Genomic DNA, 14,762 nt, shown 5'->3' on the forward strand with positions numbered 1-14,762 from the left:
CTTCGGTACGCGGCCGGGGGGTCGCCCACTGCGCGACCTAGGGGGGAGCGCGGATTCCTGGGCCGCGGGGGTGCACACATCATGGGGATTCGTCGTGCTCGCATGCTCGCCCACTCGCGGCTGACGGCGATAGTTGCCGCCCTCAGCCTGCTGGTCGGCATGATCGTCTACACACCACAACCGGCACGCGCGGCCGAGGCGGGTGTGGATGATCTGCTGGCCATGCTCGGTGCGGGTGGTGAAGCGAACAGCCTGGCCGCGTGGACCTCAGGCCTGGCCGCGGTCGACAAACTCAAGGATCAGCTCCCCTTGATCGGGGCGAGTCCCGGCGGACTGCTCGGGCTCAACGACTTCGTTGCCAAGGGCATCGCGGACGAGCTGAAGACCGCGACCGACTTCGGCGATCTCGAGGTCGACAAGGCGATCACCATCGACGGTGATCGCACCGGCCAGCTGAAGACCTCGGTGAGCGACCTCGGTGACGGCAAGAAGCTCGACATTGTCGCAACGCTGGCTCGCAGCGTGACCAAGCAGGATCTGCGGGTCAGCAGCGCCTCGCCCAAGGTCGAGCTGGTGGTGTCGGACGGTGTCTCGGTCAGCCTGAAGTCCCGCTTCGCGCTCAGCGTGGTCTGGACCGGCATCGCCGACGACAAGGTCTACCTGGTCCGCTCGAGCACCACCCCCCGACTCGATGTGGACGCCCACGCGAGCATCGACAACGCCACCGCCCAAGCCGCGATCGGCATCCTCGGCGTCTCGCTCACCGGCTCGTCCCTCGACGTCGACGCGCACTTCGCCGGAACGCTCAACGACCCGGACAACGACGGCAAGCTCTTCTTCGGGGCCACCGGCGAACTCGGTCAGCAGGGTTCGCTCGAAGGGCTCTTCAACGTCGGCCTGGACACGCTCGGTTCGCAGCCGATCGACGACTCCGACGCCAACTCCCGCGGCTCGGTGCACGCAACCTTCCAGCTCGGCGCTGCGGCGGCCGGCATCCCGGCCACGCTGCCCACCAACATCACTACGACGGTCAAGGTCGACTGGGATGACATCGGAACCGGTGCCCCGGTCGTCAGCGCACCGGATCTCGCCAGCACGGTCGGCCGCTTCCAGAACATGAGCCTGCAGGACCTGGCCGAAGGACTCGCTCAACTCGTCGCGACGCTGACCGCTGTCCAGAAGGCGAAGTTCGACCCGGACAAGGAAGGCGCGCTGCCGACCATCGGCGACCTGGACCTGCCCTTCATGAAGGGCACGCTGTCGGATGCGATCCAGGCCAACAAGGTGCTCAAGGACTTCCTGGCCGCGAACACCGAGCCGGCCCCCGGTCAGCCGGGCTTCGTCCAAGGCGTCAGCGACCCGACCCAGGCCGGCAAGCCCAAGTTCACCTCGCTGCAGGACCTCCTGAAGCGACTCGACACCGCGACTGGCATCGACCTGAGCAACCTGGACTGGGATGCCACGGCGAGCAAACTCGCCTGGACCCTGAAGATGTCGAAGTCCAGTCCGCAGACCGACCTCGACCCGATCAGCATCGAGGCCTCCGGCAACAAAGCGACGTACGGCGCCAAGACGCTGACCGTGGCCGGCGCCGGCTGGTCCACTGACCAGTGGGTGGGCCGCCGAGTCGTGGCCGGTACGTCGGCCGGTGAGGTCGAAGGCAACGACCCGAGCACGATCACGCTGAAGCAGGACTGGATCGGCGGTGCGCCGGCCAAGGACACGCCGTACGTGATCGCGGGCTCCGAGCCGCATGTCGGCGCGGTCAGCTTCGCGAACAAGGTCGACGAGGGCGGTCACGGGATCGTCAACGCCAACGCGGACCAGACGTTCGCGAAGGTCACCCCGTCGTTCGAGGCGAACCTGACCGTGGTGCTCGATCTGCAGGACCCGAAGACCGGCCAGGCCTGCGTCGGCTTCCTCGGCAACAACGAACCGTGCCCGTTCACTCAGCACAACGGGCCGCTGGACACCGTCGTACCGGCGTTGCCGCTGAACACCGACCGGGTGCTGATCCGGACCGGTTCGGAGCTGCTGTCGGCCGACTTCCCGATCGACACCGGCGTCGACCTGACCGCGAACGCGGGCTTCTTCAAGGTGCTGCTCAAGGGCCAGTTGAAGGTCTGCAACTCGTCGCTCCCGGCAACGTGTTCCGGCGGTACGGCGACCGGTCACATGCTCACGCTCGGTCTCAAGAACCAAGGTGATCTGCGGATCTCGGAGTTGTTCAAGCAGCTCGTCAACTCGCCGGCCGCGCTGCTGGACGTCGATGTGAACGTGCGCGCGTACGGCGATGTCGCGGTCACCGTGCCCGGCGCCGAACAGTTCCTGCCCGCCGGTGCGTCGACCACGTTCAAGGCCAGCTGGGATGATCTGACCAAGGCTGACGGCGGGAAGATCGACACCAGCGACCTCGGCGAACTCTTCAAGCTGGACTTCGACAAGGACGATCCGAAGGCGCTGTTCACCGCGCTGATCAAGACCCTGCAGACGCTGTCGCAGCAGCTCGCCGAGGCGAACACGAGCGCCGGCTCGGGCGTTTACGACAAGGAGATTCCCGGTCTCGGCAAGTCGTTGCGCGACCTGCTGGTGAGCGATGAGTCGAACGCCGGTCCCGGTGTCACGTACGGCGAGAACACCCTGACCGACGCGACGCGCAAGGACGCCGAGCTGTTCACGCAATCGCTGGTCGGCCGGTCCATCGTGGTCGGTTCCCAGGTGGCGATCGTGCAGGCGGTCTCCGGTGACGGCAAGACGCTGACGATGACGAAGCCCTGGGCACCCGCGCCCGCGGCCGGTACGGCGTACATGATGCGCTCGGCGTTGGACGACGTCACGGACCAGTTGCTGGCGAACACCCCGGACAGCCTGCAGGACGCGGTCGACCTGCTGAACAAGGCGCTGGGAACGGACAGCGTGAAGTTCCGCTACCTGGAGAAGAACAACGAACCGAACCTGGTCCTCGACGTGGACTGGAAACGGAAGTACCGCGCGGGCTCGCCGATCAAGTTGTCGCTGGGCTCGCTGAACGGCTCCGACCAGACCTTCGCCGGCGCTCAGGCCAGCGGCCTCGCCCAGGTAGAGGTCGACGGCCGGGTCAAGGTCGGTCTCGTCGTACCGCTGAAGGCTGGTGAAGGTCCGGCCGACGCCGCGTCGCTGAAGGTCCTGGAGGATTCGAGCATCAGCCTTGGTGCCAAGGCGAAACTGGAGAACGGCGTCATCCAAGGTGTGATCGGCCCGCTGTCGATTGCCCTCGGCAACCCGACCGCTGATGCGCCGGCCGATCAGAAGGCCCAGGCCAAGGCCGACCTGAGCATCGCGCTCGCCAAGAGTGGTGCCACCGCGGATACTCCGGTCTCGTTCAGCGACTTCATGACCGCCGTCGGCGTGAACTTCAACGCCACCAACGGAACCGTGAACTGCGGTGAGACGATCGCGACCCCGCAGATGGTTTGCGGCAACCTGCCGATCTACCTGAACAACACCGGTACGCCGACCGGGTGGACCGCGATCGGCAAGATCGCTCTGCGGGTACCGGATTCGACGAACCCGGCCGATCTGGTCGACCTCGACGACACGTTGCCCGCACCCGATGACGCGCTGAAGGAACTGGAGCTCCCGGCCGATCTAGGCAGCCGGATCGGCGCGGCATTGCTGGACTTCAAGAACTTTGGCGACGGTATCGAGAGCTATCTGGCCGCAGTTGAGCAGGCCTTCCGGACCGCGAGTCTGCAGGGCAAACTCCCGCTGGTCGGCGACGACCTCCAGCAGGGTGCGAACTTCATCGGCGACCTGCGGGCGAAGCTGCGGGCCTCGATCTGGAACGAACTCCCCGGTGGCGGCCGCCCGGCCAACTCCAAGGAGTTCGCGGACTTCATCAACAACAACCTGGCGTCGGCGTTGGGCGACGTGAACATCGCGGCCGCCGACATCAAGGTGACCTTCGACTGCGCCGAGGCGCTCGAGGTCTGTCCGTTGGACAAGATCAAGGGTGCCTTCCTCGAGTTCACTGCACAGCGCGGAAAGGTCACGCAGGCCCAGGGGTGTGTGGACGAGGGCGCGCCCAAGCCCTGCTTCAAGAAGGACATCCCGCTGGACATCGGGATCCCGGGCCTGGCGCTGCGGCAAGGCCAGGAAGGCACCAAGGGCATCAAGGTGGCGGCCGGGTTCGCCCTGCACTTCCGGATGGGCCTGACCAAGCAGGACGGCTTCTTCATCAATACGCACGACGGCTGGGGACCGGACACCAAGGCACTGCCCGAACTGCAGGTCGGCCTGGCCTTCGACCTCCCGAGCACGATGGTCGCCGAGCTCGCCTTCATCAAGATCAACGTGGCCAAGGCCGAAGGCGACGGGCACAATCCGGCCGCGCCACTGTTCGCCGGCAGCTTCCAGATCGACCTGAAGTCCCCGGGCGAAGGCAGTTGCTTCAAGGGTGACGAAGCTGCCTGTACGCCGACGGACGCGAAACTGAAGTTCGCCGACCTCGGCAAGACCGAGGGGCTGTTCGGGGTCGCGATCAAGGGCGACTTCCTGATCGACTGGATCGTCGAGGCCAACGTCGACTCGGCGTTCCCAGGAGTCCGGGCGAACTTCCAGCTCAAGTGGGGCTTCGACAACCAGGCTCCGGATGCGGCAGCGGCGCCGTACATCGCGTTCAAGGACGTGGGGATCAGCGCCGGCAGCTTCTTCGAAGGCCTGCTCGGTGATGTGGTCAAGGAGATGAAGCGGGTCACCGGACCGCTCCAGCCGGTCATGGACACGCTGTATGCGCCGATCCCGGTGCTGTCTGACCTGAGCCGGATGGCCGGTGGGGACGACGTCACGCTGATGACCTTGGCGAAGGCGTTCAGCACGCTGGCCGGCGGTCCGAAGCTGGACTTCGTCGACACCATCAAGGCGGTCATCGAGTTCATCAACCGGTTGCCGAAGTGCAGTCCGAACGAAGAGAACGACTGCTACGTGCCACTCGGTGATTTCGAGATCGCCGGGGACAAGGCGCTCAGTACGAGCAACTCGCCGACCACCGCGGACAAGATGTACGCGAAGGTGACCGAGAAGACGCCGACCGAGATCAAGTCGGCGCTGAACGACAAGAACCAGAACGAGCAGGCCTCCGGTCACAAGATCTTCGGCGGTGCCGGTCTGGCGCCGGACGAGGGTGACGCGGAGAAGTCCGGGCTCACCTTCCCGATCCTCGAGAAGCCGCAGAACGCGTTCAACCTGCTGATGGGTGGCGACGTCTCGCTGGTCGAGTTCGACTCCGGTCCGCTGACGCTCGGCTTCAGTTGGCGGCAGGCGTTCGGACCGGTCTACGCGCCGCCGCCGGTATTCGTGACGCTGGCCGGATCCGCGTCGGTGAGCCTGCGCATCGTTGCGGGGCTGGACACCTACGGCATCCGCAAGGCGGTCGAGGCTCAGCAGAACGGCGCTCCGATCGAAGCTGTCGACGTACTGGACGGCTTGTTCTTCAAGACCGTCGACGACTCCGGTGCACCGCTGCCGGTGGTTCAGCTGACCGGTGAGATCGCGGCCGGTGCCGCGGTCAGCGCGGTGATCATCACGGTCGGGATCGAAGGCGGTCTGCGACTGACCATCGGCTTCTCCTGGAACGACCCGAACAAGGACGGCAAGTTCCGGGTCAGCGAATTCCTGCACGCGGCACTGAACAACCCGCTGTGTCTGTTCACGGTCAGCGGCCGACTGTCGTTGTTCCTGCGGGTCTACATCACCATCGGCGTCAGCATCTTCTCGGTCACGTTCAGCTTCACGCTGGCCGACGTGACGTTGCTCGACTTCTCGGTGGCACCCGACTGTGAACCACCACCACCGAAACTCGGCGGCACGGTCGACGACACCCTCGTGGTCTTCGCCGGCCGGTGGGGCAAGGACGCCCAGCGCGGCGCGCCGTGGACGAACGACAAGAAGGAAGTTGAGAAGGACACCGTCAAGGTCATCTCGCTGCACTACGCGCAGACCAAGGCCGACCCGACCGGTGTGGACGGCGGCTTCGACGGGTTCGCCGTACAGATGCTCGGTGAGCAGCGCGAGTACCTGAACCCGAACCTGAAACGGGTCGTGGTGGACGGCGAGGGCTACACCAAGCCGATGGCGATCACGTTCATCGGTGACGGTAAGAAGACCACCGACGACAACGCCGGCAAGACGCCTGCGGTGTTCGACAAGGACGCGGTCGTGATCGGCGGCCAGGCGGCCGACGTGATCACCACCGGACGCGGCCTCTCGTACGTCGACGGTCGCGGCGGCGACGACATCATCGTCACCGGGGACACCGGCGGCGCGGCGTCGAAGGCCGTGGTCGCGGGCGGTCCCGGCAAGGACACCATCACGGTCGGCAACGGTGACGACAAGGTCGCCGGTGACGCATCGCTCGGCGCCGCGCGGTTCGAGAAGGAAGTCCAGCACAACGAGCAGGACGGCAACGGCAAGAGCAAGTTGCTGGACGTGATCAACTGGATCACGCTCGCGACAGCGGATCCGACAGCACAGCCCGAGGGCACGCTGCCGGGTGACGACCAGATCGGCCTCGGTCTGGGAACCAACCGGGCTCGCGGAAACGCCGGTGCGGACAAGGTCGCGGTCGCGGCCGACGCACCGGACGGTTCACTCAAGGCCGGGATCAACACGCTGATCGGTGACGGTGGCAGTGACCTGCTCACCGGCGGTTCGAACGCGGACCGGATCTTCACCGCGGCTGAAGGCGAGTTCGACAAGGACGCGGCCGGTCCGCCTGACCTTGGTGCGGTCAACACCGTCGATACCGGCACTGGCAACGACCAGGTCTGGGGTAGTGACGCGGTCGAGACCGTGACCAGTCACTCGCTCGGCAACCAGGGCGCGACGATCCGGGGTGGCGGCAAGAACGACGTACTGACTGGTGGCTATGGCACCGACACCGTGTACGGCGGTCCTGGCGACGACTACGTGATCGCGGAGCCGGCGGCTGTCGGTCCGGATGAGGGTCCGGACAAGGTCAATGGCGTCAACTTCGGTCCGTTCCGCAAGGTCGACAAGCAGCCGTTCCCGCCGGGCGTCGAGTCCAACAGCAAGACGCTCGTCGGCGGTCTGGGCAACGACCACATCGTCGGCGGCGATGGACCGGCAACGGTCTTCGGTGACAAGCATCTCGTCGACGAGAAGTGCGTCGCCGGTACGCCGGTCAGCTCCGATCCGGTGAACGAGTCGACCAGTTCCGGGACCGGTGACGGCAATGACCGGATCCTCGGTGGTGCTGCGATCGACACCGTGTCGGCCGGTGGCGCCGACGACCTGGCAGAACTTGCTGGAGGCAACGACCTGGTCTGTGGCCAGGAAGGCAAGGACACCTTGCGTGGCGGCGGCGACGCCGACCAGCTGTGGGGTGGCTCGGCCGCCGACCTCCTGTACGGCGATGCCGGGGCCGACCAGGTCTTCGGCAACACCGGAGACGACACCGAGTACGGCGGTCTCGACGCAGATGTCGTGGAAGGCAACAACGGCAAGGACTGGATCACCGGCGGCAACGGCGACGACGTGCTGTACGGCGGAACCCGCGCAGCCGGCCGGACCGACACCGGTGACGACGACCTGTACGGCGACCTCGGCGACGACCGGCTCATCGGCGACAACGGCACGGTGGGTGCGCTCGCCGTACCGCTGGACCTCGATGGCGGAACACCGGCCGCGGGGACGGGGGACCGGATCCACGGTGGTGACGGGGACGACACGGCGTACGGCGGTCTCGGTAGCGACATCGTGAACGGGAACGGCGACAACGACCACCTGGAAGGCAACAACGCTTCCGACGTGGTGCACGGCAACGCGGGCGAGGACGCGATTGCGGGTGGCTCGTTCGAGCAGGCCGCGGCCGGTGTCGGACGGCCCGATGAGGGTGACCTGCTGTTCGGTGACGAGGGACCTGACCTGCTGACCGGTGACAACGCGGTACTCGCGCTGACCACCGACCCGGCGGCGACGACCCCAGTGACCCGGCAGCGTGGGTTCGCACTCGGCCACGTGGTGACTCTGCTCGACCTCGGACTGACTCCGGCGGCCAACACCTCCGGAAACGACCAGATGTCGGGTGGCGGCGGTCAGGACGTGCTCTACGGCCAGGGCGGTACCGACCGGGCCAAGGGCGACGGTGAGGACGACTACGTCGAAGGCGGTCAGGCGAGCGACTGGATCGAGGGTGACCTGGCTGACGACGACCTGGTCGGCGGCAGCTCGACACCGCTGGCCGGTGTGACCGGTCAGCAGGACGCGGCCGATGCCATCTTCGGCGGTCCGGGCGATGACGTGGTCACTGGTGACAACGCCGCCGTACTGCGGCCTGCTGTCGGTCAGACGCCGACTCGGGTCACCGTCCGGCTCGGTTCCACACCCGGTACGCCGATGGCCAAGCGGATCGTGAACCGGCTCGACCTGGCGGCGCTACCGTCGGCAGACCGGTTCGGGGCGGACCGCCTCTCCGGCGGAGACGGTGTGGACGTGGTGTACGGCCAGGACGGTGGTGACTTCGTCTCTGGCGGCGCACGGGCGGACTACGTCGAGGGCAACGGCGGTGCGGACGTTCTGCGGGGTGACCTGTCGCTAGCCGGGGACTCGCCGTTCACGACCGTCCAACCGCTCGCGGACCCAGGCTGGCCGGGTACGGCGAGTGCTGCGGCGCTCCTGGAGGGCGCGCTGGCACCTGATGGTCAGGACGACCTCATCGGTGGTAGCTCGGCCAAGGGCTTCCGGGACACCGGGGACACGATCGAGGCCGACGGCGCGGACGACGTCGTACTGGGTGACAACGGCTCACTGATCCGCACTGTCACCGGCGCAACCGAGCGTGTCTACGCGGACCGGTACCCGAACGGGACTCCGCCCGCAGACGCGACCGTGGCCCGGACACACGATCCGGACCTGAGTGAACCGAGCACGCGGTTCTGTACCGAGGCGCAGGCGACCTGTGAGGTCGCAGGGGCCTTCGGAAACGACACCCTGTACGGCGAGGCCGGTGACGACGGTGTCTGGGGCCAGGACGGCAACGACACCATCTTCGGCGGCGCGGACGACGACGACCTGTACGGCGAACTGGGCGACGACACCGTGTCCGGTGAGGCCGGTGAGGACGCGATCCTCGGCGACCGGGGCGGCGTGGTGAACCAGTACCTCGACACCGGCGACAGCCCGGCGCAGTTCAGCTTCACGCTGACCTCGCCGCCTGCCGAGACCTACGTCGGCTTCCGGCGCGCGTCGTACGACCGGCGGGTCGACCTCGAGCACGACGTCGACGGTGACCAGTGGATCGGCGCATCGACCGCCGTGGAGATGCCGCACGACGGCATCACCGTCGGTGGCCGGGACCGGCTCCGCGGTGGCTCCGGTGCGGACAACATTCACGCCGGGTACGGCGACGACCTCGCCAACGGCGATGCCGGCGGCGACCAGGTGTTCGGCGCCGACGGTGAGGACGTGCTGTGGGGCGGTAAGGGCTGTGACCCGGTCCTCGACGCGGCCACACCGGACTGCCAGAAGAACGGTGCGTTCGATCCGGACGCCCGCGGGACCAACGACCGTTTCATCGACCACATCTTCGGTGGGGTCGGAGAGTCGGATGCGGCGAAGCGGGACGTGCTCGGGTCGGACCTGCTCGACTTCAACCCGCGTGGTGCGTTCCCGGGCAACTGTGCACCGGGTGACTGGCCGGTCACGACCAACAACGTCACGGTCGACCCGTGCCTGTGGTTCCAGCTGACCGGTAAGGACGATGACACCGCCGACCCGGCCAGCCTGGCGAACAACAGCCACCACCAGGGCACGGACTGGATCTACGGTGGCTGGGATCGCGACGTACTGCAGGCTGACGTGGCAGAGAACGGACCGAACCCGGGTGACCGCCTGATCGACTGGAACGGCGCCTACAACCTGTTCACGCACTGCAACGCGGCCTACGGCGGGTTCAACGACGTACGGCAGCACTCCCCGGCCATGAACGACTACCTGACCCTGCTCGCCTGGGGCTCCGGGGCCGGTCGCAGCGCCACGGACGTCACCACGGCCGGCACTTCGGCGTACCGAGAGCTGGCCTTCGCCTACAACCCCGACTACAACGGGCACGCGGTCGGACCGGCGTACCCGACCACTCCGGGTCACTTCGACGACCCGGTGGCCTGTGCGGATTGAGTGAACTCTCAGCGGGAAACCACCCCGGCATGCATGGATCCGGTGCCGGGGTGGCTACTGTCTTCTGGTGCAGAAATGGCCAGGTCGTCCCTATCCCCTCGGAGCCACGTACGACGGTTCCGGGACCAACTTCGCGGTGTTCTCGGAGGTGGCTGAGCGAGTTGACCTGGCCCTCATCGGTGACGACGGGACCGAGCAGCTGGTGCAGCTGACCGAGGTGGACGGGTTCGTGCACCACGCCTACCTGCCGTCGGTACAGCCGGGACAGCGGTACGGGTTCCGGGTGCACGGGCCGTTCAACCCGGCCGAGGGGCACCGGTGCAACGCGTCCAAGCTGCTACTGGACCCGTACGCGAAGGCGATCGACGGACAGGTCGACGGGGACGAGTCACTGTTCAGCTACCGGTTCGGCAACCCCGGTGAGCTGAACACGATGGACAACCGCGAGCACACCATGCTCTCGGTCGTCACCAACCCGTTCTTCGACTGGGGCAACGACCGGCCGCCGGGGCACGCGTACCACGAGACGGTGATCTACGAGGCGCACGTCAAGGGCCTGACCAAGACGCACCCGGGCCTGCCGGAGGAGATCCGCGGCACGTACGCCGGGATCGGGCACCCCGCGATCATCGAGCACCTGAAGGAGCTCGGGGTGACCGCGATCGAGCTGATGCCGGTGCACCAGTTCGCTCAGGACGGTCACCTGCAGGAGCTGAACCTCACGAACTACTGGGGCTACAACACCATCGGCTTCTTCGCCCCGCACAACGCCTACTCGTCGCTGGGTAGCCGCGGTCAGCAGGTGACCGAGTTCAAGACCATGGTGCAGGCGCTGCACGAGGCCGATATCGAGGTGATCCTCGACGTCGTCTACAACCACACTGCTGAGGGCAACGAGTTCGGGCCGACGCTGTCGTTCAAGGGCATCGACAACGCGGCGTACTACCGGCTGGTGGACTCGGACAAATCGCACTACTACGACACGACCGGTACCGGGAACAGCCTGCTGATGCGGCACCCGCACGTGCTGCAGCTGATCATGGACTCGCTGCGGTACTGGGTCACCGAGATGCGCGTGGACGGGTTCCGGTTCGATCTGGCCTCGACGCTGGCCCGCCAGTTCCACGAAGTGGACCGGCTGTCGGCCTTCTTCGACCTGGTCCAGCAGGACCCGGTGGTCAGCCAGGTGAAGCTGATCGCCGAGCCGTGGGACGTCGGCGACGGCGGCTACCAGGTGGGCAACTTCCCGCCGCTGTGGACGGAGTGGAACGGTAAGTACCGCGACACGGTCCGGGATTTCTGGCGCGGCGAGAAGTACACGCTGGCCGAGTTCGGCTCCCGGCTGACCGGCTCGTCGGACCTGTACCGCGACGACAGCCGGAGGCCGCTGGCGAGTATCAACTTCGTCACCGCGCACGACGGGTTCACGCTGCGGGATCTCGTGTCCTACAACGAGAAACACAACGAGGCGAACGGTGAGGGCGGCAAGGACGGCGAGGGCCACAACCGCTCCTGGAACTGCGGTGTCGAGGGTCCGACCGACGACGCTTCAGTGCTGAAGCTGCGGGCCAAGCAGCAGCGCAACTTCCTGGCCACGCTGCTGATCTCGCAGGGCGTCCCGATGCTCGCGCACGGCGACGAGCTGGGGCGGTCGCAGTCGGGGAACAACAACGTCTACTGCCAGGACAACGAGCTCGCCTGGGTGAACTGGGATCTCGACGAGGAGCAGAAGGACCTGCTGGAGTTCACCGGTGAGCTGGTCCGGCTGCGCAACGAGCACCCGGTCTTCCGGCGCCGCCGGTTCTTCCACGGCGACCAGGGGGTCGACGGGCTGGGTGACCTGGTCTGGTTCACCCCGGACGGCAAGGAGATGCAGGACGGCGACTGGAGCCGCGACGATGCTCGTGCGGTGGCCGTCTTCCTCAACGGGGACGCGATCTCCGAGCCGGACCCGCGCGGGGAGCCGGTCGTCGACGACTCGTTCCTGATCCTGCTGAACAGCAACTACGAGCCCGAGGACTTCCTGCTCCCGGGTGCCGAGTTCGGCGAGTCCTGGTCGGTCGTGGTCGACACAGTCCGACCGACCGGCCGGTCCGAGGACGGCGAGCACGCGGCCGGCAGCACGATCCGGATCGAGGATCACGGCATGCTGGTGCTGACCCGGCCCCGACGGACCGCAGGATGAGTCAGATCCCGCAGGCGACGTACCGGCTGCAGTTGCGCGCCGAGTTCGGATTCGAGGACGCGGCCGCGATGGTCCCGTACCTGAGTAGCCTCGGGATCTCTCACGCTTACCTGTCTCCGATTCTGCAGGCTGCGCCCGGATCCACCCATGGGTACGACGTGGTGGACCACAGCCGGTTGTCGGAGCCGATGGGTGGCCGGCCGGCGTTCGAACGGCTCTCGGCTCGGCTGGCTGAGCACCGGATGGGTGCGATCGCGGATGTGGTGCCGAACCACGTCGCCGTACCGACACCGGCTCGGCTGAACAAGGCGCTGTGGTCTGTGCTGCGGGACGGCCCGGGATCGCCGTACGCCGAATGGTTCGACGTCGACTGGGGTTCGGGGAACCAGCCGCTGCTGATGGCGGTTCTGGGGCACCGGCTCGGCCAGGTGCTCGCAGAGGGCGAGTTGTCGGTGGACGGCGACGTACTGCGGTACTACGAGCACGAGTACCCGCTGCGGCCTGGTACGGAGGGTTTGCCGATCGCGGAGCTGGTGACCGAGCAGTGGTACCGGCTGGCGCACTGGCGGGTCGCTGACGAGGAGCTGAACTACCGGCGCTTCTTCGACGTGGACACGCTCGCTGCGGTTCGCGTGGAGACGCAGGAGGTCTTCGAAGCCACACATGCCTTGCTGTTCGAGCTTTTGCACGCAGGGAAGCTGAACGGCTTCCGCATCGACCACCCGGACGGTCTGGCCGATCCACGCGGCTACTTGCGTCGGCTGGCCGAGCGGACCGGCGGTGCGTGGGTTGTGGTGGAGAAGATCCTCGAAGGCGACGAAGAGCTGCCGCACGACTGGCCCTGCGCCGGTACGACGGGCTATGACGCCCTACTGCGGGTTGGCGGTCTCTTTGTCGACCCTGCGGGTGCAGCACCCCTTGCTGCGTTGCACTCTGAGCTCACCGGCCAGCCGGCCGACTTCAGCCCGATGGTGGTGGAGGCGAAGCGGGAGATCGTCAAACACGGCCAGTACGCCGAGGTGCACCGGCTGGTCGAGTTGCTGGCTCGCATCTGTCAGGACGACGTTCGACTGCGTGATCACACCAGGCGGGCGTTCCACGAGGTGGTGGCCGAGCTGCTCGTCCACTTCGACATCTACCGCGCGTACGTCGTACCGGGGGAGCAGCCGGCGCCGACAGCGGTGCGGGCGTTGGAACGCGCTGCAACCAAGGCACGTGAGCACCTGGACGAGGACCGGCAGGAGACGCTGGACGTCGTACTGCATCTGCTCCTGGGCCGGGAGACGGGCACTGCGAGCCGGATTGACGAGCATGCGCGGCATGAGCTGATCGTGCGCTTCCAGCAGACCTGTGGGCCGGTGATGGCCAAGGGCGTTGAGGACACTGCGTTCTACCGATGGTTCCGGCTGTCCTCGCTCAACGAGGTCGGCGGCGATCCGGAGCACTTCGGCGTGACACCGGAGGAGTTCCACGCCTTCTCTGCGCAGCTGAACCGACGTTGGCCGCGGACGATGACCACGCTGTCGACTCACGACACCAAGCGTTCTGAAGACGTGCGGGCGCGGCTTGGTGTGCTGTCCGAGCAGCCGGCCGCGTGGGCGGAGGCCGTGCGCGAGTGGCGGCGGCTATCCGAGGACCACCGCAGTCCGCTGCTCGACGGAAGCACGGAGTACCTGTTCTGGCAGACCCTGTTCGGCACCTGGGGTGATGGGCCGATCGCTGAGGACCGCCTGCAGGCCTACCTGCTGAAGGCGATCCGGGAAGCCAAACGGCACACCACCTGGACCGAGACCGACGAAGAGTACGAGCAGGCCGTCGCTAGCTTCGTGACCGCAGTCCTGGCTGACTCTGCAGTGCTCGAGGCGGTACGGCGCTTTGTCGCGAAGCAGACCGAGTTCGTGCGGGCGGCGACGCTCGGTCAGAAGCTGGTGCAGTTGACGATGCCCGGCGTACCGGATGTGTACCAGGGGACCGAGCTGGTCGACCTGTCGCTGGTGGACCCGGACAACCGGCGTGCGGTCGACTACTCGGACCGGGTGGAACGGCTGCGTCGGTTGGATGAGGGCGCGCGGCCGGATGACCTGTCCGACGAGAAGCTGCTGGTGACCGCGCGGGCGCTGCGACTGCGGCGGCAGTACCCGGAGGCGTTTGCCGGTGGTTACACCCCGCTGCCCACGTCTAACGGGCACGCGGTGGCGTTTGCGCGTGGTGACGCGGTCATCGCGATCGCCACTCGACTCCCGGCCGCCCTGCATCGACTGGGCGGTTGGGGCGACGGCACCGTCGTACTGCCGAGTGGTGAGTGGAAGAACGTGTTGACCGGCCGGGTCGTGGGTAGTGGAGCTGCTCGGATCCAGGAGCTGCTGGAGGACCTCCCGGTGGCGCTGCTCGTGAGGAGCTGAGC

At 66.9% G+C, this 14,762-nt stretch carries 3 protein-coding genes; all 3 read left to right on the forward strand.

Features of this window, described 5'->3' with window-relative positions:
* Nucleotides 1-81 precede the first annotated feature (81 nt).
* The 3 genes from ACFTSF_RS04095 (at nucleotide 82) to treY (ending at nucleotide 14,760) form a co-directional block, all read left to right on the forward strand.
* Nucleotides 82-10,173, forward strand: a complete 10,092-nt coding sequence (locus ACFTSF_RS04095; RefSeq protein WP_380152389.1) for a calcium-binding protein — start codon at nucleotides 82-84, stop codon at nucleotides 10,171-10,173.
* Between the two features lie 67 nt (nucleotides 10,174-10,240).
* Nucleotides 10,241-12,358, forward strand: a complete 2,118-nt coding sequence (gene glgX, locus ACFTSF_RS04100) for a glycogen debranching protein GlgX (RefSeq protein ID WP_380152390.1) — start codon at nucleotides 10,241-10,243, stop codon at nucleotides 12,356-12,358.
* Nucleotides 12,355-14,760 (forward strand): malto-oligosyltrehalose synthase, encoded by a 2,406-nt coding sequence (gene treY / locus ACFTSF_RS04105; protein WP_380152392.1) that lies wholly within the window; start codon nucleotides 12,355-12,357, stop codon nucleotides 14,758-14,760. The genes glgX and treY overlap by 4 nt, the downstream gene beginning before the upstream one ends.
* The last annotated feature ends 2 nt before the right edge of the window (nucleotides 14,761-14,762 follow it).

The organism is Kribbella sp. NPDC056951 (genome assembly GCF_042674205.1).
Taxonomy (GTDB): domain Bacteria; phylum Actinomycetota; class Actinomycetes; order Propionibacteriales; family Kribbellaceae; genus Kribbella; species Kribbella yunnanensis.